Below are 21,450 nucleotides of genomic sequence, written 5' to 3' on the forward strand. Positions count from 1 at the left end.
ATGATGAAAAAGCAATTTTTAAACCTCATGATTATTGGAGCGATTTCAGGAGGACTTGCCCTTACCAGCTGCAGTGATGATGGGGGAGATCCTGTGACTCCACCAACAGAACAGGAAGACCGATGGATAACGGTGGCTGGAGCTCTGATGGGTGAAAATCCCGGCGATGGAAATGGAGGGACTATGGTCTATTCTGTTTCTAAAGAGGAAGCCAAAAACCCAGAAACCCAAATTTCGGTTTACGAAAATGGTTTTGGGGTGAAATCCAACAGAACGGCTCGTCTTCAGTCTTCCGAAGACGGCAGCACGCTATTTAACATAGCATATACTGGCGATAATGGGGGAGAGTTCTCCAGATATGCAGTGAACGGAGGAGGTGCTTTTGCACAGTCAGATGTGTCTGTGAATATATCCCAGTATGCTGGGACTTCTCCCCGTTGGTTGAAGCTATTTGATGGAGATAAGACTGGAGTGGCGCTGAATATGGCCAATATTCAGGCTAATAACGCTCCTGAGAGCGGGAATGAGGATGATCCTTTTAAATATTTTAGAGGTGTCGCCACTATTTTGGCACTGGATCTTCAGGAATCTTTAATCAAAAACTACGTACAATACGAAATTCCGCTTACAGAAGGGGAAGAAGCCGAAGGACATGCCATCTTCAGACTGGACGGTTCCGTGCTCAATGCTGCCGGCAATAAGCTGATTATCGGTACCTGGATGAGAAAATACGATACAGAAACCCTGTTGCCAACAGGTGACTTTGAAAGATTGGGTACCAAGTCAGTGGTTGTAGATTATCCTTCTTTTGCGAATCCTACTATAATCAATTCCACAGTGGGACATGGTGATAATAGTGGCTATAGAAGTCATTTCAGCTATTTAGGTGATGATAAGAATATTTATCAAGCTACCGAGAGAGATCCGAACGGTTCTCATATATTGAAGATCAACCAGAACAATGAATATGACGACAGTTATGTTTTCAGCTTGAATGATGCCCTTGGACTTACTGGAGTGACCATCGAAGCATGGAAATATGTGCAGAACGGTAAAGCATTTGCATTGATTTCACATGATGGAGCTGATAACGGATTCGTGGTGTGGATGGATTTGAATGCAAGAACAGCTTCTGTTGTAGATCTGCCCTATGATCCGGACCTGGAGTTTAACCAATACCAAGGTTTTGTAGCCGATGGGTCTGATTTGTACATAGCAGTTACCCCAGTGGGCAAAAACGGAAACATTTACATTTTAGATAGCAATACTGGAGTGGCCACAAAAGGTGCAACATTGGTAAACCAACCGGGAAATCACTATATCGGTATTTTCTAAACCCGGTGGATTGCTTTCCTTACCCTTGATTTTTTGAATATCAAAAGGGTAGGTTAGCCAAGAAATAAAATCCCGGAAGAAGAGGTATAAACGCTTCTTTTCCGGGATTTTTTTAAACTCTTCTTACCACTCGGTGTACAGAGGTTTATCTAGTAAGTATAGCTCTTGATCTGTTACAGGCATTCTTCAGCAAGCCCTTAGCAAACACTTTGATCGATGGTCATCACTTACCAAACTCCCCGGTTTTTCATTTGCAAGGTATAGACGGCTTCAGAGGCGGTGATAAACAGTGTTTTTCTGTCCAGTGCCCCAAAGACTACATTAGCAGTCCACTTGGCAGGAACTGGTATATGGGCAATCTGCTCACCTTTTTTATTGAAAACAGTAACTCCATCACCGGTCAGGTAGAGATTGCCACGTTCGTCTATGGTCATGCCATCTGATCCCATTTCACAGAACAGTTCTTTATTGATCAGGTAGCCATCCTCTCTGATCTCATATTTGTAGGTTTTCTTTGCTCCTATATCAGCTACATAAAGGTACTTACTATCCGGCGTCCCTACGATACCATTGGGCTGCACCAGATCATCCGCTACCTTAAATAACTCAGTCTTGTCTGCTGAGAGATAATACACATTTTGACCTTCCTGCTCAGATTCCTTGCTGCGATCCCAGTAGGAACGGGGATAAAGGGGATCGGTGAAGTAGATTCCTCCCTTTGGGCGCACCCATAGATCATTGGGGCCATTGAGTTTCTTGCCTTTGAAAGCAGTGATCCAGACCTCGTGGTTGCCATCTGTATCTATGGCCCAAAGTTCGTTTTTATTGTCCGCACAAGCGATCAAGGTACCATCCAATAGGAAGTACATTCCGTTAGACCTGCCTGCACCTTCTTTGAATACACTTACTTCATTGGAAAGTGCGTTCCATTTATGGATCCGGTCATTGGGCTGGTCAGTGAAGTACACATCGCCAAACCTGTTCACAGCGGGGCCTTCTGTGAAGGAAAAACCGTCTTGGACTTTGACTAATTCAGCATTTTTAGCGACAATGCCTCTTTTATCTTCTATTTCCTGGGAAAAGACGTGGGTACAGCCCATCAGGGCAGCCATAATGATGGATGATTTGATAAGGTTCATAGAGTGTGGATTAGATTCTGTCCATAGTGACTACCAGCACATTTAAGTCTTCGCTGTAAGCCATCCTGGTGATTTTTTGATGAGTGTCTGATTTTATTTTCCCTAGGGATTTCCACGCTGCGTTGGAATACTTGCGGATGAAAATTTCATTTCCTGAAGCCATTAATAAGTGCTTTTTGTCGATCCAGATAAAGTCCCTGGCACCTTTGAGACCCTCAAGGTACACTTCCCTCGCCCCGGATTCAATATCGAAGCTTTTGATGATTCCCGGTTCATCACCGGAGACTTCGGTCAGGTAGGTGATTTTTGAGGTTTTAGGCCGTTTTACTATTGATCTTTCTATGCTGCTGTCAATGGATATGAGGTCATTACGTCCATTTGCATATAGTAGTCGATTAGGCTCCCCTAGGACAAACATGGCCGCTTTGTTGTCATACCAATCGTAATATCCTACCGGCTCAATGTCATCGTACAGTAGTTCCGCAGGCTCAAAACTGGTGGGATAGAGCCAGATTCTTTGCTTCTTATCTTCCTCCATCACCACTGCTGCGATGTACATCCCGCAATCAGTGATTCTGGGAGAAAATTCGCTTCGGTCATCAGTTTTGGAAAGGTTGGTGAATTTTTCAGACTCGAAATTATAGACGATAATATCATGGTTGCCATTTTCATCCGCGGCAGAGAACACCAATTGATATTCATTGATGAAGCTTGGCTGATTATCATACTCAGGTCTGTCAGTCAGTTTTTTAGCAGATTCAGGTAGGATTTTTAAATTGCCCCCTTTGCCCGTTGTCTCCAAGACCCATAGATCGGTACCTGTCTGGGAGTACCCGGAAGTCAACAGGAAGGCACATAAAAAGAACAGATAGAGGTATTTTATATTCATAGAACACGGATGATTGGGCAGGCAAAATACAAAATTACCAGGATTAAGAAAGTCTGGTGGGAGGACTAGTTTGCTTAGGCTTCACAGGGCTGTCTTAATGGCAGTTTGAAAAGATGACCAGTTGGAAAACCAATGTTGCCACAGGTATGATAGGTGGCTATTTTCATTTACAAAAGAAGAAACACTGTCTCCAGACCGTTCATTTTCGTACACTAGGTTGTTCATTTCCTTTGCAATAAAATAGCATACCCTGCGAAATTCCGTGTTTTAAGCTATGTTTGGGGTATGGCATCTTTTTCGTAATTAAACAGAACATGAAGGTAATAACCCAAGGATTCTCAAAACTGCCCTTAGAGCTGGTCTTTTGGATCGGAAGCTTGATAGCAGTGCTCTTCCTGGATCCTCATGGTGGCAGTCATTTTAGTCTCTGTCCCTTGAGCCAGTTGGGCATCGAATGGTGTCCTGGGTGCGGGTTGGGCAGGTCTATGAGTCTGCTTGCAAGAGGAGAGTTCCAAGCTTCCTGGAGCATGCATCCACTGGCCTCTCTTGCATATTTGGTTATTATCGCTCGGATCTGGCAACTTATTAAAAATTTAAAAACAACACACAATTATGGCTAATGTATTAAGACATCTTCCTGAATTGGAAGGAATGGAACTGGGCTACATCCAGGGTTTGATGAAAAACATGGATGAGGATCAAGCCTCACTTTTCGCACAGGTTTACCGTGCCAGGAGAAAAGACGCCCAAATGATATTGATTTTGACACTTATTGGATTCTTCGGGTTTGCGGGTTTGCACCGGTTTATCCTGGGACAGGTGGGATTAGGGATTCTTTATATATTGACTTTCGGATTATGCTTTATCGGTACAATCGTCGATTTGGTCAATTACAAGAGCCTTGCCTATGAATTTAACATCAAAGTGGCCCACGAGACCATGAACATGCTGAACGCAAATTATCCGGGGGAAGCCATGAATACTACGGTATAATCCCTGAAAAAGTGTTTAACTAGGAGGCTGCCGCATAAGTAGGTTTTTTTGTCAGGCTAGCGAAGTCGAAGCCTTTAATTCGCTAATTAAGCCCATTTCGACTTCGCCCAATGTGACAATTATGAATTATGAGACAGCCTCTTTTGTTTATTTATGACCATGACCAGTGGGATTTGCCGAGTCTCAAGTTGCGTTTAGATTTACTTGATGGAGGCTTTTCATAAAGCTAGACGCGTTTAAGCATCTCTATGTGCTCTATGCCATCTTCCAGATACGGCCTGCCTTCATTTTCAAAACCAAGGGACTTGTAGAAATCATTGAGGTAGGTCTGTGCTCCAATTCTTATGGTGCAAGAACCAAATTCCGATTTTATAAAGGAAAGTGATTGCTCCATGATCTTTTGCCCTAATCCCTTCCCTCTAGCACTTTTATCACATGCTACACGTCCAATAGAAACCTCTGGATAAGAGATGCCGGGGGGTAAGACTCTGGCGTAGGCTAATAGGGCATCATCAGACTTGATCATGACATGATAAGCTGCCAGATCCTTATTATCAGCATCCTGGTACAGGCAATTTTGCTCTACCACGAAAATCTCATTTCTAAGCCTTATTATAACATACAGTTCCTGGGTACTTAGTTGTTCGAAGTTTTTTATCTGGATATTCAAATGGATTGATTTTGGGATTTTACGCTTTATTAGTCTCTATAATTAAAATTGATGGAATATTCTGATCAAAAATCCACCGATAAATGTAGAACGGATAGCTTTGCCTACAAGAAGATAACCTAGAATGTATTCTCTTACCAATCCTCCCCATTTTCAACTTCCGGTTCATCTGCATCAAAACTATCAAACATAGCCAGACCACTTTCAGAAAGTGTCAGATGGATGCTTCGGAGTTTTGCATGGATGGTCTGTAAGGTACTAAAGTCAGGCTGCTGTACATGAAAAGGAATCCTGATCAGGTTTTCGGCATCCTTAGAAAAAGGGGGTGGGGGATCACTTCCCAGAAAATAAGGCCACAGTGTCTTGCCACAGCTATACCCCCATGTAGTAATGGCAAAATCCTTATCGTACTGCTGAAGCCGTTCATTGATTTCCTCAAAAAATTGAGCTGATTCCCCTAGTCTTAGTCTGGAGCCAGCACGGGATTTACCTTTGGTTTTGAGGTATTTGATCTGGCTTTTGCCCTGCTTCTGCCTGACCATATAGGCACGGAACACCTTATGGTCCAGCATTTCTCCATTATGAAAATATCCTGTGGTGGCGATTCCCGCCCGGATCATCACCAAAGCCAAGTGGAAGTCATCTATTTCTGCCAAACTCCCAGAGGAATCCGGTAGTGTATGCCAGGGCAGGGAGATTCTCGCAAGCCAGGATTCTGAATCAGCTATAACCCATTGATGCTTAGTTTTTTCAAATGAGGTTGATAAACCATGCTTTTTTGTAAACTCTAAAAGGGCTTGGTACTTTTCAAGGCTAATTAACTTTGGTTGGCCGGAAATCATAGCGGGGGATGCTTTTCAATTATATTTGTGCAAATAAACCGAAAAATCATGGACGAGGAAATCCAAGGCTTGATCATGCGCATGAGTGATCCAAATGAAAAGGAGGCTTTTTATTTTGCGGATAAATTGGGGACAAAACTGGATGAAAACTCTCTAGCTGAGGTATACAAGTTGGTAAAAGGGGACAATTGGGAAATTGCATATTTGGCTTGCAGGGCACTTTCCAAATCCAGCTTTAATGAGCAATCCCTAGATGTGGTTTTTGAAGCAATCTATGACAAAAAAAACAGACCCCACCAGGGAGCCTTTGTTCAGGTCTTGGAGGAATTTGATCTAAGCCAACGTTTTGTGGATATTTTTAGAGTCTATTTATTCGGCAACTTCAAGGCACAGACATTGGCTAAAATGTACTTGGATGAGGTGGAGTTTGACATTACTCCAAGGACGCTGCGCAAAGTAGAAAAACACTGGAACCATTACCTGCACAATCCAGAAGATGAAGGTAGTCTGGAATTAAAAAAACAAGAGGTAGTACCCATTCTTGAGGAGCTCAGGGAATTATTTTCTGAGGACTAGGGGATATTTGCCTGATTTTTGAGCTAATACCCATACAGGATAATGTAGGTTATGCTTAATAAATCGGATATAATAAAATCACATACCCCCTTCTTCACGATGCACGGGTTTGACTCAAACCCATGCGGATCAGTGTTTGAGAAGGCTTTTGAGGGTGGTAGGCAAGTTGTGGAGGTGCAATGTCGAGAAGAAAGCGATGGGGTGGTTGTAGAATATTATTTCGGTATCCGCATACATTCTGTTGAGGAACTGGTAAGCCAGTATCTTCCAACTCTGATCACTAATGTGGAGGAATCGCTTACTTTGTATATGTCTCTGGACAAGTTGGGGAATTCCCGCCTAGGTAAAATCAAAATTTCTACTACTGAGGAGCTTACTGAGTTACAAAGTGCCATTGAAAATTTCTTCAGTATAAACGGGTTTAGCAGGTTGGATCAAATGAGCAATCCACTAAATCTAGAGCAGGATTTTTTTTACCAACAAAGTAAGCCAAGTAACTCTAATGAGATGGTGGAGGTCGCCTTTCGATCCATTGCACTAAGCAAGCTTTTCAATCCAGAAGATTATCCTGTTTTGAGACAGGCCTACCTGGAAAAAATGGATTACAGTGAGATGACCCCGTTGACAGTAGCCTCATTCTTCCATTTTCTCAATTTTCTGGATCATCTTAAGCCAATAGCGGCTTGAACCTGTCTTGTTCCCAAAAATCAAAAGCCTGTGCAATAAGTTTTTCTGTGGCTGAAATGGGCTGTTGAAATGTTAGATTTAAGCTAAATAACCCGTTATCGAAACTTCCTTTTTACCCCTCTAACTGCCTCGGCATCAATAGGGTCTTCAGGCCACTCATGCTTGGGATAGCGTCTTTTCAGATCCTTCTTCACTTCGAAATAGCCATTCTGCCAAAAGCTTTTTAAATCTTGGGTAAGTTGAACAGGTTTATAGCCGGGCGAGAGCATTTCTATCAGGACATTGACTTTGCCATCGTTTACTTTGGGTGTTTCCAGAAGACCAAATAATTCCTGAAGCCGTACAGAAAGAAGGGGGGCGTCTCCGCTTCTATAAGTAAGTCTGATCTTACTTCCGGATGGAACGCCGATTGTGGCAGGTGCGAGCTGATCCAATTCCTTTTGCTGCTCATAATCCAAGGAATGCAACAGGATTTGACTGATATTTAACTTCTTGAAATCATCGTTTTTCTGGATCCCTTTTAGGTAAGGTTCTATCCAGGTTTCAGGTTTTTCACAGAGATCAGCCACAGACCAGTCCGGCCATTGCTGCTCAGGATTCCATTGTTTCAGGGATTGCACACGCAAGATCAGTTGCTCTACCTCATCATTGAAATCCAGCAAATATTCTCCTTCCTCACGGATAGCTTCCAATATAGCCTCCGTCACATCTCCCTCCGAATATTTTGCCAAAGGTCTTGTGCCCAAAATAATGGATCCGATCCGGATCTCTGAATGAGCCTGAAGACCGCCTTTTTTTCTGTCCCACTTCAGAACTTCCTTGGATTTCAGCATAGGTGCCAGATCCTTTGGATTTATCGGAGCGGCCATCCATATTTTACCCATGCCTTCACGGGCATCCACATGGGCCACCGCAAGCCAGGATTCATGGGCTAAATCATCCTTATGCCCAATCTGGGCTATCTTGCCATTGGCGAGTTGAAATTGTGCATTGTTGCCGGGGCGTGCAGCGGCGATACGCTCAGGATACGCATAGGCGAGGAGCAGTCCGGTTTGCCAGGGATCTACAGGTCCGTTTTCCGGTTGTATAGAAAACATTCGTCTATACGAGGCAGCCATCTTTTCGATTTTTTTTATTCTTGGAATGCTCACGTTGTGCTGTCGGAACCTTCGGAGTGCTTCTATCCTGAGGTTCAAATCCACACCCGCATCCGGGCCAAGAGGATCCCGCTCGTCCAGTATGGCCGCTATATCGGTAGCCAAGCCTAACTGATCAATTTCTTCCGCATTGATCAGCATATGGGCTATACGGGGGTGAGTTGGAAGTTGATGCACTTCCCTGCCGTGAGGCGTAAGTTCGCCCCCGGCGATAGCTTCTATGGATTCCAGGGTTTTTTCGGCCAAAGCCAAAGTGCCAGCAGGAGGAGGAGTAAGCCAGGTCATGGAGCGGATGTCCTGCTTACCCCAGGCTTTCATATCCAGAACCAGCCCTGTGAGATCTGCTTCCATCAATTCAGGAGTACGGTATTCGTCCAGTTGGTTTTGAATAGCTTTAGTCCAAAGTCTATAGCTATGACCAGCGGTCAATCGACCTGCCCTTCCTGATCTTTGATCAGCGGAATCCTTGCTGATCCTATGTAAAACCAGTCGTGATAAACCTGATCTGGCAACAAATCGGCTCGACTTTGCAAAACCGGAGTCCACCACGACCTTCACTCCCTCTATAGTCAGAGATGTCTCCGCTATATCTGTGGAAAGTACTATTTTTCGTTTTCCTGAGGGATGGGGCATGATTGCCCTGTTCTGGTCTCCAGGCGAAAGTTGTCCATAGAGTGGCAATACCGCATCATCCGGCAGTGCTTTTCGTAAAATCTCCTGGGCTTTTCGGATTTCTCCCTGTCCCGGAAGAAAAACCAGAAAATCTCCTTCATGAATCTTGGTCAAAGGAATAACCTGCCTTGCTGCATCTTCCCCAATCGCGTATTGATCCACCTCATTCAGGTAATTTACTTCCACTGGATATTGTCTTCCTTTGCTTTCGATGACGGTGGATTTAAGCAATCCTGAAAGTACGTTCGCGTCAATTGTCGCAGACATCAGCAGTATCCTGAGATCAGGTCTCAATACTTGTTGTACTTCCCTACATAGCGCCAAGGCAACTTCAGAATGAAGATTTCTCTCATGAAATTCATCAAAAATCACCAACCCTACATCTTCCAGCGCATTGTCTGAGTGGAGCATGCGGGTGAGAATCCCTTCTGTAATCACCTCAAGCCGGGTATTTGCCGAAATGGCAGATTCGAAGCGTATTCGATACCCTATCAGATCGCCTAGCTTGGTGTCCGTCATAGAGGCCATCCGCTGTGCTATGGTCTTTGTGGCCAATCGTCTGGGCTCCAGCATGATGATTTTTTTGCCCTTCAGCCAGGGTTCATCTAGGAGAGTTATGGGTAGGAGTGTACTCTTGCCTGCTCCTGGAGGAGCCTGGATGATCAGGGAATTCGCAGCAGTGAGTTGGGATTTTACCTGTGGGATTATCTCCGCTACCGGCAGATCAAAAGAAGTAGGGTCAAAATTCTGGAGCATGGCTGCAAAAGTAAGATTTCCTGACCAGAAAGGGAATTGTGCGGTAATTACGTCACTGCGAGACTTAACATTTGGTTGCCAACCGCACAAAATCGGAATGACGTTGTAATGTCATCTCGACCAGAGGAAGAGATCTCAAGCGATACTACATTCATCACAATTCCCATAGACGTCATCGGTAATGGTGAGGTACGAACCTGAAGCAGTCTCTTGGAATAGAAAGAAGAAGGTCAGGGACTACTAGGGTATTATTCTTCTATTGAAATAGAAGAGGGACTGTATAATCCCATACATCTTCCATTCAAGCTTCTCAGTGAAATCCAGCAGAAAAGAAACTCAGTAGGGTGGATCAGTATGGATCATTCGGCAGACTATGTGGAAATAGCGATGTTCGGCCCTGGAAGTGAAATACTGACACCATTCATCAAAAACACAGACCTGCACTTCTTGATGCTCAAGGCTGCGGAAGTAAAAAACAAGTTTTAGCCCCGTCGAATTTGAATAAAGGTCAAAAGCTCATCGGGAAGATGAAATAGAGATGTACTTTGGCGAAAAAGCTCGCTTGAACAGTTTTTCAAGCTAGTTTCGCTGAAGACCTTTCCCTATGACCACCAGTTGGGAATTTGGGGGTTCAATTGCTTTTTCGCTCCCTAAAAGAGAAAAGTTCACCTGTTTGCCATGGGATTGGATGATGACAGGTAGTTTTTCATCCCGGCACCATACCAATCCTTTAATTCGGTAGATTTGATGATAGCTTATGAACAAAGTCATTGTGAGTAGATTGATCAGCATCTCCTTGTCGAAGGGTGTGTCAAAATCCAACAAGAAGCTTTTTAAGGGATGCTCTGAGACGTTTTCACTCCATTGTTGGTGCTTTTGTGGGTTCCATTGGCTTTTTCCTTTGTCGAAAGTGTCTATCGGAAGCATGCCCTGGTCCACTGGAAGTATGTCCGCAATGGAATTGATCTCCCCCAATTGTTTTATCAGCTTGACCAGGTAGGTGTTGGAAACCGATGATTTTTTGTTCAAAACAATTACATCCGCGGCCGCCAGTTGTCGGTTTATCTCGGGTATTTCTTCCGCCCAATCTTCTATGCAGGCAGCATCAACTACACATAGGATCTGTTGAAGGTCAAAAAAAGCGGCTACCTCATGTTGGGAGAAGAGTGCGGCTATCCCTCCGGGGTCTGCCACACCGGAGGCTTCGATGAACACATTGTCCGGTCTGGTCTCCAAGCGGATGATAGAGGCGAGCACTTCTGCCAGTTCATCATCCAATGTACAGCAGATGCAGCCGTTGTTCAGCTCAAAAAGGGAATCATAGGATGCCGCTACCAAATGGGAGTCAATGGATATTTTCCCGAATTCATTCTCTATGACTATATTGTTCTCATCTTTTTTGGCTTCCAGGAAGCGGTTCAAAACAGTGGTTTTGCCCGCTCCCAGGAAGCCTGTAAGTAGATATACCTTTATTCTGGTGGCAATCATTGTATTAGCTTCGGTTTATATTGGCCACTCGTCCTTAAACTGGGTCATCATGGAGAAATTTCCGGATTCTTTGTCGGTGACCAGGCAGGCAGTCAATTCACTGGTCAGGGTTTCTTTATCCAGATCTTGTCCGATCAGTACCAGTTCATTCATGCGATCCCCATAGTTCTGGTCCCATTTAGCCAGGATCAAGTCCTGATTCTCCATATATCCGGGATTTCGAAGTCTTTCCTTCTCTGAATAGGCTGCCCACCAAGTGCCAAAAAGATCAGCTTTCAATGACCCCCCGGCCTGGCTCCAGAGTAGCGCATGATGAGGTCTAGAAGCCAGCCAAAAAAGCCCCTTACTCCTCAGTACCGTGTCCGGCCAGGATTGACTGATATAATTCCAGAATCTTCCGGGATGAAAAGGGCGGTGGTCACGGAACACAAAACTACTGATCCCATACTCCTCAGTCTCAGGAACATGTTCCTTGTTCAGTTCTTTCAGCCAGCCTGCCGACTGTTCTGCTTTTTCATAATCAAATAGATGCGTGTTGAGTATTTCCTTTGGCTCAATCTGCCCATAGGAAGTACGGATGATTTTTGCGTCGGGATTCAGTTTGATGAGCATGCCTTCCAAAAGCTTCAGATTCTCTTCTGATACAAGATCACTTTTGTTCAGTACGATCACATTGGCGAATTCTATCTGGTCTGTGAGTAGATTGACGATGGATCGGGAGTCTTCCTCATCATCAGTCATATTTCTGTCCACAATTGTTTCATTGCTACTGAAGTCCTTAAAGAAATTAAATGCATCCACTACAGTGACCATTGTGTCCAGCTTGCTGATCTGATTGAGATCCAAAAGACTGTCGCCTGTCTCAAAAGAGAAGGTTTGTGCCACAGGAATAGGTTCGGAGATGCCCGTGCTTTCTATCAGCAGATAGTCGAATCTGTTCTGCTTTGCGAGTTTCTGAACTTCCTGGATCAGGTCTTCCCGAAGTGTGCAACAGATACATCCGTTGGACATTTCTATGAGCTTCTCTTCCGTACGTGAGAATTTGACCTCGTTTTGCACCAGTTTGGAATCAATGTTTACCTCGCTCATATCATTTACTATGACTGCGACTTTATAGCCTTCACGATTGTTGAGCACGTGGTTGAGCAGGGTGGTTTTTCCTGCGCCTAGGAAACCGCTCAGCACGGTTACCGGAATTCTGTTTTGCATAATTTATAAGTTGGGATGATTACAATCAGGAAATTCAATTTTTGATTTTCTTATATAGAGCCAGTTGATATAGTGGGCTATCCCTACCAGGACCGCACCTGTAGGGGTGATAATCAGTTCCAGTTCCTCCGGGCCCCAAAGCAAGCCATAAGCAATGATGAGGAAGCCCAGACTGACGATGATAATGGGCAGTTTCTTTTTGTGATGCCTGCTGAAGCCATGGGACAAGGCAAAAAGTGCAAGAAAAAGGCTGAGCAAAATGATGCTGTATTCAATCCAGGGGTTTTCTAAGAACCCGAGGCTGAAAAAGGGCAATGCACTGATCAGAAAAGGAAGAAATGCACAGTGGATAGCACAAGCTACAGAGGCTGAGAATCCAATAAAGTCCAGGTGTGTTCCTACAAAAGTGTTTTTCATTAGAGATTTTTTGCAATTATGTTGCAAGTATAAAAATCCCCTCAATTAAATGCAACATAATTGCATAAATGAGGTCTGCTATGTAGGTTTGAACTCCAGAAACTATATCGCTATGCTGAAGACGAACGCCTTATCTTTTGAATATGATGCAAACAACCGGTTTGAGTTCCCAGACCTATCTGTAGAAGATGGGGCAGATCAGCTGATTTTAGGAGAATCAGGGATTGGAAAAACCACTTTTCTCCATCTGATAGCTGGGTTATTACCTCCTAAAACCGGAAAGATATTTATAAAAGAGACCAACATCACCCGATTGAAAGGAAAGGAACTGGACGCTTTCAGAGGACAATATATCGGGATAATATTCCAGCAACCACATTTTATCCATTCCCTCACATTAGGGGAAAATCTGGCAATGATTCAATATTTGGGAAAGAAGAAGTCTGACCCTGACCGGGTCAGATCAGTTCTTGACTGCCTGGGCTTACTTTCCAAAATCAAAGACCGCCCTCACCTGCTCTCTCAAGGCGAGCAGCAGCGGGCTGCTATCGCCCTCGCTGTGGTCAATGAACCTAAGTTGATCCTTGCTGATGAGCCTACCGCTGCATTGGATGATAAAAATTGCATCAAAGTAATAGAGTTACTTCGGAGCCAGACTAAAATTAATAAGGCAAGTCTTGTCATCATCACCCATGATCAGCGGCTCAAAGCCCAGTTTAATAATGCCGTGACGCTTACCGACAGATCAGTTGACCAGCCCATAACAAGTGAATTATGAATATTTCCATCTTAAGTATTAAGAATATTACTTCCAAGCCACTTTCCACTGGCTTGAGTCTGGTGCTGTTGGCGCTGGGTGTGGGGCTAATATCCTTGATCCTACATATTGACAGACATCTGCAATCCCAGATGAACAACAATATCCGGGGGATCGATATGGTGGTAGGGGCAAAGGGCAGTCCCCTGCAATTGATACTTTCCGCAGTATTCCAGATAGATGTGCCTACGGGAAATATCAAGCTTTCGGAAGCCAATAACTTGAAGAAAAACCGATTGATAGAATATGGGATCCCACTTTCGTATGGAGATAGTTATGAGACTTTCAGGATCGTGGGAACCAATGAAGAATACCCGGAGCTTTACTCCATGCAATTGGAAGAAGGGGGCTTATGGACTAAATCCCTGGAAGTGACTATCGGTGCCACAGTGGCCGAAAAGACTGGAATGAAAATAGGGGATACATTTCTAGGCTCACATGGGTTAAGTGAGGGAGGGCATGTGCATGAAGACCAGTTTTATACCGTAACGGGGATTTTTCAGTCTTCCGGTTCTGTTATTGACCAGTTGATTTTGACTGGTTTGGAAAGTGTCTGGGATATACATGACGATCATTCTTCACATACGGCGCATGATGATGACCATGAGAATCATGATCCAGAACCTAAAGCTTCTGGCGAAATAAAAACTTCAGAGGAAGAGGAACATGATCACGACCATGTAGTTCCTGACGAAAACCGTGAAATTACCGCTATGTTGATCAAGTTTCGAAGCCCCATGGGCATGGTGCAGCTGCCACGCATGGTCAATGAAAACACGAATATGCAGGCAGCTCTTCCTAACTATGAGTTGTTGAAACTATTCAGTTTGATGGGAATAGCTACCACTTCATTGAGCATGGTGGCATTTGTGGTGATATTGGTGTCGGGAATCAGTGTTTTCATCAGTCTCTACCTGAGTTTAAAGGATCGCCTTTATGAAATGGCTCTGCTTCGCACCTATGGAGCATCCAGACAGCAGCTCCTCGGCATGATATTTCAGGAAGGTCTTTTGATCGCATTTTCGGGATTTTTGCTTGGAATCATGCTCAGCAGGGTAGGATTGTTTGTAATAGCTTACCTGTTGGAATCGGATTATCGGTATGGTTTTAAAGGTTCAATGCTGATCATTGAAGAAGGCTATTTACTCATTATCACCCTAGCAATAGGATTCTTGGCAGCTTTGACACCTGCTGTTCAAGTGTTTAAAATCAATCTATCAAAAAGCTTGGCTGATGCTTAAAACATCTCTTCTTATCTTCTCCTTTTTCCTGGCTATCTCAGCGTATTCCCAAACAAAAATCGACTGGGATATACTCTCTGACGTCACTTTCACTGATAAATACAGTGAGGAGGTACAGGCTTATTACTATTTTCCCACCTTTGGTCCCTCGGTTTTGTCCCTGAATAAAAAAGAAGTAATCATCAGGGGATATGTACTGGAAATTGACCGGGGCAATGATGTGTATATACTTTCTGCCAATCCCTTTGCGGCCTGCTTTTTTTGCGGAGGGGCAGGCCCGGAATCTATCGTGGAGCTTAAGCTGGACAAGGATCACCCCCGGTTTAAAATGGATCAGGTGGTGACTTTCAAAGGTACTTTGAAGCTAAACGCTGTGGATATTTATCAGTGCAACTACATCCTGGAAAATGCCAAAGTGTATAAGAACTAACCCGGGGTATTAAAATCCGCTTTGAAACAATCTTTAAAGTAAAAATACAAAGTGCTAGCTGGGAATATCCTGATTCTTGGCTAGCACTTCATATTATTTAAAAATAGGGCTTAATAGAAACCTTTCCTGTACCAGGTATTCCGCCTCCCTGTTCGTTAAAGTCCTCAGCACGTTTGAACACACAATTGAATGTGAAATCTCCCATAGCCAGTCCGGTAGATACTCCAGCGCTTCCTGAGCCTGGAGTTTCCTGATACCTCTGCCCACTGACAGACATACTGCCGGATTCGCTTCCATATCTGCTGAAGAGATCAGTTCCAGGGGGAGTGATTATCACAAAACCACCATCCACCTCGTCTGATTCGGGATCCCTGATAGGCAGTACTGTTGTGCCTCGAAGCATTGCCTGCACCAGCATTTCAAAGTCTCCATCTACGATATTGAATGTGATCATCCTATAGCTGGGCTCGCCGGGAATATCGGTGTACATTGCAATCAATTCGTCATTTGGTATAGTTCCTGAAAATGATTCCCCGTTTTCCAGATTTACCTGATAGGTATGTGCCGCAGGGACTTCAGATCCGCTTCCACAGGAGAAAGCTCCCAAAAGAAGAAGTGAGAAAATAAGTTTAGAAAAAGACTTCATGGCTTAAAAGTTGAATTTGAGGCCTGCGGCGAGCACCAGTCGGTCAAAATCACTGATGATGTATTTCACTTCAGCAAATGGCAGGAAATTTTTGCCTAGGTCAAAATTGGCTCCTGCGCCGAGATTAAGGCCTATACGTCCTTGGCTGACAGAAAAGTCAGTAGTACCCCCGATAATGGAAAGGTCAGTTTTCACCTTCATCTGCGTGAAATTCAATCCCCCTAAGCCATATAGTTGAATGGAATTCTCTTCTAGGAGGATATAATTCAAGTTTCCGTTGATCTCAAAGGCTGAGGTTTTGACCACCGTCTCATCCTTTGGGAAATAAAAGGAAAAGCTGGGTGAGATCACCAATTTTTCTGCAATAGGGAACTCAGCTATTGCACCTATTCCAAGGGTGTTGATGTTGGTACCATAAATCAACTGTCCCCCGATTCGTTTAGAATCCTGAGCCCAAAGTTGCCCCATACCTGCGATCATTGCGATCGCAAAAACAAGTAATGATTTTTTCATTTGAATTTGTGATTGATAAATACTAGATAAAACAAGGCTATTTAAGCCATTCTTTCTTTAGTCTGGGAAGAGGGGAAAAGGTAAACACGGAACTAAAAAATAGAATTGAAATTGACTTTGTTCCAAATCCAAAGGCTTAATATTGAATAGTGGCGTGATTTGATTTGTTACGACAAAGGATTCTTATGCCCATGCATTTAATTTCACCTCATTGGACGAGAGTTTGTTGGGATTTCAAAGTGGATTTTCTGATGATCAGCTCAGACCTTAATGTAATTGTGTCCGTGTTTTGAAGAACTGCACCATTATCTCCGTTGAGGTGATTGATGAGATTTCTCATGGCCAATTCTCCCATTTCAAACCCGGGATAGTTTGTGGTACTCAACTTTGGCTCAATCAAACGTGAAATCACGTCATTGTTGAATCCCATCACAGCTATATCTTCAGGCACCCGCAGCCCTCTTTCTTTCAATTCATTGATACATCCCGCGGCCATAATGTCATTGGATACAAACAGCCCGTCAGGGAGGCTATCGTGGCTTAGGATAAAATCTACAATGGACTCAAACTTCTCTTCAGTGAAGTCCGTATGCAGGACCAATTCAGGGCGATATTCCAGACCCTGATCAATCAATGCATATCGATATCCTTTCAGTCTGTCGAGATATACATTTACCTGTCCGTTGCCCAGTACATGCACTATTTTTTTGCACCCCTCCTTGATCAGGTGTGCAGTCGCGTTGTACCCGGCTTGGACGTTGTCTATCATCACTCCGGCAAACTGGGTGTTCAGGGGGATTCTGTCAAAAAACAATACGGGGATGTTCTTCTCAAGAAATGGCTTGAAATGGTCATAAGTGACGGAATTGGCTGCTAGGGATACCAAAAGACCATCTACCCTTGAGTTGTACATCGTTTTTACATTGGCCTTTTCTTTTTCAAAGGATTCAAAGGATTGGCTTATGATCAGATTATACCCCGATTGACTGGCTACTTTTTCCATTCCGGCCAAGACGGAAGATTGGAAATTACTGTTCAGTCTGGGAACGATTACTCCTATATTGTTTGTCCTTTTGCTCCGCAGATTTGAGGCGAATACATTAAAACGGTAGCCCATTTCACTGGCAGTGTCGTAGATTTTCTTTTTGGTCTTTTCATTTACTGCCGGATGGTCATTCAAAGCCCTACTTACTGTAGTGGATGATACCCCTGCACTTCTGGCTATATCATAGATAGTGACTTCTTTGCTCATTTCTGTACAAATTAAATTAGATGTGACCCTCTTGTCGTACTGCTTCCCTGAATGGATATGTATGGCCTTCGCCCAAAATTTTCCAAGTTTTGGACATAGTTAAATGAAATTTACCACAAAGTACAATAGTTTCATGAAAATAATAAGAAATCGATTTCATGAAATTGCTATTTGTTTTTGGGCTGCTTAGGTTTTAGTGCAATTAAGTATTCTATTTTGTAACACCTATGATTTATTCCATTTTTTACTGTATAAATATATTTAGGTAAATAAAATTCTGATTTATGGTTCATATATTCTTTACTTCTAATTTTTTGAGCCTAAAAATTTTATCCGAGGCTATTTTGTGTCTGAACAAAATGTGCTATGGATTGCAGTTTGTTTGAGAAATTCCTAATTGAATATCATTTCTTGTAGTTATTATGAATATTTTTTCTGCAATCGGTTGCAGTTCTAAATGTTTTTGCCCAGATTCATAGCTCTGATTTCACTTAAACCTAAGTCTATGAAGGAAAAAACGTAAATCCCCCTGGGCGGTACCTATGCTCTCAAGCCTTACCGTCTCTTTCAGGACACTTAAAAAATATCCCAATCCTAACCAATTACAATTAAACCTAAAATGCATATGAAACATGCTAAACACACCTATAAAAGGTGGATTATGAAATCGCGCAAAATCGATTTGAAAATCCCCTTATTTATTTTGACCTATCTCCTTGCCTACACTGCGATTCTCGCTCAAACTACGGTTCGGGGAAGAGTAACTGATGACACGGATACAGGACTGCCCGGAGCCACTATACTGGTGAAGGGTACCAGTGTAGGCACCACATCTGATGTGGACGGAAATTTCTCTCTTTCGGTTCCAGATCAAAACGCTGTTCTGGTATTTTCCTTTATAGGTTACCAGGCCCAGGAAATCCCGGTTGCTAACCAATCAGTCATCAACGTGAAGCTAGATCCAAGCACAGATTCTTTGGAAGAAGTAGTAGTGGTGGGATATGGTACACAGCGGGAAGAAGCAGTGACGGGGTCGGTGGCTTCAGTCTCAGGAGATCTCATCAGGGAAATACCTTCTACCAACGTGACTAACGCCTTACAGGGGAGGATGCCAGGAGTGGAGTTTTCCCAGACTTCATCCAGGCCAGGAGCCGCTATGCAGATCCGAATACGGGGTTCCCGATCTCTCAATGCCAGCAATGATCCATTGATTGTCCTTGACGGGATTCCTTTTCCAGGATCCATCACAGATATCAATCCGAATGATATTAAAAGTTTGGATATTCTTAAAGATGCTTCGGCCACGGCCATTTATGGTTCCCGGGGAGCAAACGGCGTCATATTGATCACCACCAATCGGGGGTCAAAAGGACAAAAACCAAGAGTCAACTATAACGGTTTCTACGGCCCACAGACAGTTTTCTCCAAGTTTCCAATGATGAACAACGAGGAATTTGTGGCATTGAGGTCGGCAGCTGGCTTGTTCAACAATGGCCCAGATGAAAATGATGCCATAAATACCGACTGGCAGGATCTTTTGTATAAAACCGGGTCATTGTCCTCGCATGATATCAGTGTTACAGGAGGTACAGAGGGTGGGAATTACAATGTTGGCCTAGGGTACCTACAAGACAAAGGGGTGATCCCTACCCAGGAGTACAACAGGATTTCCCTTCGGGCTTCGATTGACCAGCAAGTGGGGAAATATTTTCGCTTTGGGCTTACTACCAATAACAACTACAACGTCACCGAAGGCGGGCAGGTAGGTCTGGGGCTTCTAGGGTTTACACCTATTTCTGATCCTTATCAGGCTGACGGTTCTTGGAAAAGAACAATCAGCTCGGCACTGGATGATTCGTGGGTTTACTCCCGAGAGATCGTGGAGAGCCTGGAAGATCAATGGTTGAGTGAATCCCGTGCCTTCGCTTCCTACAATTCTATTTTTGCTGAGGTGAAAATCCCTGGTGTGGAAGGATTGAAGTACCGCTCCAATCTAGGTCTTGACTACAGACAGGTAAATGGAGGCAGCTTCACGGCTCAGGGTGTCAATAATGTCAATCCGGAGACACCATCTTCTGCCACCGTCAGCAATTCCCATAATTACCATTGGGTATTCGAGAACCTTGTGACTTATGATAAAGCTTTCGGAAAGCATTTATTCAATGTGGTAGGCTTATACTCTGCGGAGCAAAACACATTCAACAGATCTCAAATGGGAGCAAGGGGAATACCTTCGGAGGCATTTCAGTTCTACAATATAGGATCCGCAGACGGTGAGATAATAGTTAACCCTGGGGATCAGCAATACCAGCAATGGGGATTGATGTCATGGATGGGTAGAGTGATGTATTCATATGATGACAAGTATATGCTTTCAGCGACCCTTAGATCTGACGGTTCTTCCAGATTGGCAGACGGATATAAGTGGCATACCTATCCGGCCATTTCTGCAGGTTGGAATATAGCAAGGGAGTCATTCTTGAATAACAGCACCACTATCAACAACTTGAAACTCCGTGTAGGATATGGACAGACCTCTAACCAGGCTATTTCACCTTATGCCACCCTGGGACAATTGGCGACCAGACCATATAACTTCGGAAATGATCATTATGCTACCGGTTATTATGTTTCACAACTACCAAATCCAAACTTAGGATGGGAATATTCTGAAACCTGGAATGTAGGGGTAGATTTTGGACTTCTGAACAATAGATTAAGCGGTACTTTGGAATATTACCTCACCAATACCAACGATATTTTGCTAAATGTCAATCTTCCAGGTACTTCGGGAGTGGGCAGTTACACCGCCAATATAGGGGAGACCCAAAATAAAGGTATTGAACTCTCTCTAAACGGGGTAATCATCCAGAATACCAATGGTTGGAGCTGGGAGGCTGGGGTGAATATCTATGGTAACAGGAATAAGCTGGTGTCTCTGGCCTCAGGACAGCTGAGAGATGAGTCCAACTGGTGGTTTGTGGGACACCCAATTGATGTGATATTCGACCACAAGAATATAGGCCTGTGGCAAGAAGGAGACCCACACCTGGATATTTTAGAACCAGGAGGAAATGTGGGTATGATCAAGGTGAAATACAACGGTGATTTTGATTCAGAAGGCAAACCGACCAGACAGATTGGACCGGATGACCGGGAAATCATGAGCGTGTTGCCGGATTTTCAAGGCGGATTCAATACCCGTCTGGCCTATAAAGGGCTTGATTTGAACATCGTTGGGGCCTTCAAGAGTGGCGGTATTCTGATCAGCACATTGCACTCCGCTTCCGGGTACCTGAATATGCTGAGCGGACGTAGAAATAACGTAAAGGTGGACTATTGGACTCCGGAAAACACAGATGCCAAATATCCTAAACCGGGAGGGATCATTTCCGGGGACAACCCAAAATATGGAAGTACATTGGGCTACTTTGATGCTTCCTATGTCAAGATCCGCAATATCTCCCTAGGTTATAATTTCAATCAAACCTTACTGGAGAATGTGGGTGTGGACCGGTTACGGGTGTACTTCAGTGTGCAAAACCCTATAGTGATCTCCTCTCCATTTTACAAGGAAACCGGACTGGATCCTGAAACAAATTCCTTTGGAAATGAAAATGCAGCGGTCACCAGTGCCTATCAGAGTAGGCTGTTGACCTTAGGTACCAATGCGCCTGCTGTCCGCAATTTTCTTTTCGGTATCAATTTGACATTTTAAGGA

Annotated in this window: 21 protein-coding genes; 10 read left to right on the top strand and 11 right to left on the bottom strand. The window is 43.8% G+C overall.

The genetic code is table 11. The features are described 5' to 3' along the window. Entirely contained in the window at positions 1-1,335 is a 1,335-nt protein-coding gene (locus LZF95_RS08080; protein WP_233754473.1) for a hypothetical protein, read from the top strand. A 227-nt stretch (positions 1,336-1,562) separates the two neighbouring features. On the opposite strand, the gene LZF95_RS08085 is transcribed toward LZF95_RS08080, so the two are convergent. Continuing rightward, on the bottom strand, positions 1,563-2,474 hold the full coding sequence (locus LZF95_RS08085; RefSeq protein ID WP_233754474.1) for an SMP-30/gluconolactonase/LRE family protein: 912 nt from the start codon (positions 2,472-2,474) through the stop codon (positions 1,563-1,565). A 10-nt stretch (positions 2,475-2,484) separates the two neighbouring features. Beyond that, positions 2,485-3,363, bottom strand: coding sequence for a hypothetical protein (locus tag LZF95_RS08090; protein WP_233754475.1), 879 nt, complete (start codon positions 3,361-3,363; stop codon positions 2,485-2,487). Positions 3,364-3,677: 314 nt separating this feature from the next. On the opposite strand from LZF95_RS08090, the gene LZF95_RS27560 reads away from it, so the two are divergent. Both LZF95_RS27560 and LZF95_RS08100 read left to right on the top strand, forming a co-directional pair. Further along, on the top strand, positions 3,678-3,983 hold the full coding sequence (locus tag LZF95_RS27560) for a DUF2752 domain-containing protein (protein WP_262912227.1): 306 nt from the start codon (positions 3,678-3,680) through the stop codon (positions 3,981-3,983). Further along, entirely contained in the window at positions 3,976-4,356 is a 381-nt protein-coding gene (locus LZF95_RS08100; protein WP_233754476.1) for a TM2 domain-containing protein, read from the top strand. The genes LZF95_RS27560 and LZF95_RS08100 overlap by 8 nt, the downstream gene beginning before the upstream one ends. Positions 4,357-4,582: 226 nt before the next feature. Here the strand turns inward: LZF95_RS08100 and LZF95_RS08105 are convergent, their stop codons facing one another. Together LZF95_RS08105 and LZF95_RS08110 are read right to left on the bottom strand one after the other, a co-directional pair. Then, positions 4,583-5,026, bottom strand: a complete 444-nt coding sequence (locus tag LZF95_RS08105) for a GNAT family N-acetyltransferase (protein WP_233754477.1) — start codon at positions 5,024-5,026, stop codon at positions 4,583-4,585. Between the two features lie 134 nt (positions 5,027-5,160). Continuing rightward, a complete protein-coding gene (locus LZF95_RS08110) occupies positions 5,161-5,868 on the bottom strand; it encodes a hypothetical protein (RefSeq protein ID WP_233754478.1) in 708 nt (235 codons plus the stop codon). Between the two features lie 48 nt (positions 5,869-5,916). On the opposite strand from LZF95_RS08110, the gene LZF95_RS08115 reads away from it, so the two are divergent. Both LZF95_RS08115 and LZF95_RS08120 read left to right on the top strand, forming a co-directional pair. Next, positions 5,917-6,444: a HEAT repeat domain-containing protein gene (locus LZF95_RS08115; RefSeq protein WP_233754479.1), complete on the top strand. Its 528-nt coding sequence runs from the start codon at positions 5,917-5,919 to the stop codon at positions 6,442-6,444. Positions 6,445-6,495: 51 nt separating this feature from the next. Then, complete coding sequence (locus LZF95_RS08120; protein ID WP_233754480.1) at positions 6,496-7,131, top strand: hypothetical protein; 636 nt, start codon at positions 6,496-6,498, stop codon at positions 7,129-7,131. A gap of 95 nt (positions 7,132-7,226) precedes the next feature. On the opposite strand, the gene hrpB is transcribed toward LZF95_RS08120, so the two are convergent. After that, the gene (hrpB, locus tag LZF95_RS08125) at positions 7,227-9,716 is read right to left on the bottom strand and encodes an ATP-dependent helicase HrpB (protein WP_233754481.1); all 2,490 of its coding nucleotides are present in this window, start codon (positions 9,714-9,716) and stop codon (positions 7,227-7,229) included. A 354-nt stretch (positions 9,717-10,070) separates the two neighbouring features. Between hrpB and LZF95_RS27565 the strand changes: the two genes are divergently transcribed. Continuing rightward, on the top strand, positions 10,071-10,202 hold the full coding sequence (locus tag LZF95_RS27565; RefSeq protein WP_262912228.1) for a hypothetical protein: 132 nt from the start codon (positions 10,071-10,073) through the stop codon (positions 10,200-10,202). 93 nt (positions 10,203-10,295) lie between these two features. Here the strand turns inward: LZF95_RS27565 and LZF95_RS08130 are convergent, their stop codons facing one another. The 3 genes from LZF95_RS08130 to LZF95_RS08140 are packed head-to-tail and all read right to left on the bottom strand — an operon-like array spanning position 10,296 to position 12,830. Next, positions 10,296-11,204: a GTP-binding protein gene (locus LZF95_RS08130; RefSeq protein ID WP_233754482.1), complete on the bottom strand. Its 909-nt coding sequence runs from the start codon at positions 11,202-11,204 to the stop codon at positions 10,296-10,298. A gap of 15 nt (positions 11,205-11,219) precedes the next feature. Continuing rightward, positions 11,220-12,413, bottom strand: coding sequence for a GTP-binding protein (locus LZF95_RS08135; protein WP_233754483.1), 1,194 nt, complete (start codon positions 12,411-12,413; stop codon positions 11,220-11,222). A 3-nt stretch (positions 12,414-12,416) separates the two neighbouring features. Then, on the bottom strand, positions 12,417-12,830 hold the full coding sequence (locus tag LZF95_RS08140; RefSeq protein ID WP_233754484.1) for a MerC domain-containing protein: 414 nt from the start codon (positions 12,828-12,830) through the stop codon (positions 12,417-12,419). A gap of 49 nt (positions 12,831-12,879) precedes the next feature. Here LZF95_RS08140 and LZF95_RS08145 point away from each other — a divergent pair, with 49 nt between their 5' ends. Genes LZF95_RS08145 through LZF95_RS08155 form a run of 3 tightly spaced genes read left to right on the top strand, consistent with a single transcriptional unit; the run spans position 12,880 to position 15,318 of the window. Beyond that, complete coding sequence (locus LZF95_RS08145; protein WP_233754485.1) at positions 12,880-13,608, top strand: ABC transporter ATP-binding protein; 729 nt, start codon at positions 12,880-12,882, stop codon at positions 13,606-13,608. Next, positions 13,605-14,888 carry an ABC transporter permease gene (locus LZF95_RS08150; protein WP_233754486.1) on the top strand — a complete coding sequence of 428 codons (1,284 nt, stop codon included), beginning with the start codon at positions 13,605-13,607 and terminating at the stop codon, positions 14,886-14,888. Before LZF95_RS08145 ends, LZF95_RS08150 begins: the two co-directional genes overlap by 4 nt. Beyond that, positions 14,881-15,318, top strand: a complete 438-nt coding sequence (locus tag LZF95_RS08155; RefSeq protein ID WP_233754487.1) for a DUF3299 domain-containing protein — start codon at positions 14,881-14,883, stop codon at positions 15,316-15,318. The genes LZF95_RS08150 and LZF95_RS08155 overlap by 8 nt, the downstream gene beginning before the upstream one ends. A gap of 97 nt (positions 15,319-15,415) precedes the next feature. Here LZF95_RS08155 and LZF95_RS08160 read toward each other — a convergent pair whose 3' ends face one another. The 3 genes from LZF95_RS08160 to LZF95_RS08170 all read right to left on the bottom strand — a co-directional run bounded on the left by LZF95_RS08160 (position 15,416) and on the right by LZF95_RS08170 (position 17,729). Continuing rightward, entirely contained in the window at positions 15,416-15,964 is a 549-nt protein-coding gene (locus tag LZF95_RS08160; protein ID WP_233754488.1) for a hypothetical protein, read from the bottom strand. 3 nt (positions 15,965-15,967) lie between these two features. Next, positions 15,968-16,477, bottom strand: a complete 510-nt coding sequence (locus tag LZF95_RS08165; RefSeq protein ID WP_233754489.1) for an outer membrane protein — start codon at positions 16,475-16,477, stop codon at positions 15,968-15,970. A gap of 208 nt (positions 16,478-16,685) precedes the next feature. Continuing rightward, on the bottom strand, positions 16,686-17,729 hold the full coding sequence (locus LZF95_RS08170; protein WP_233754490.1) for a LacI family DNA-binding transcriptional regulator: 1,044 nt from the start codon (positions 17,727-17,729) through the stop codon (positions 16,686-16,688). Between the two features lie 661 nt (positions 17,730-18,390). Between LZF95_RS08170 and LZF95_RS08175 the strand changes: the two genes are divergently transcribed. After that, on the top strand, positions 18,391-21,447 hold the full coding sequence (locus LZF95_RS08175; protein WP_233754491.1) for a TonB-dependent receptor: 3,057 nt from the start codon (positions 18,391-18,393) through the stop codon (positions 21,445-21,447). Positions 21,448-21,450 lie beyond the last annotated feature (3 nt).

Source organism: Algoriphagus sp. AGSA1 (genome assembly GCF_021390545.1).
Classification (GTDB): domain Bacteria; phylum Bacteroidota; class Bacteroidia; order Cytophagales; family Cyclobacteriaceae; genus Algoriphagus.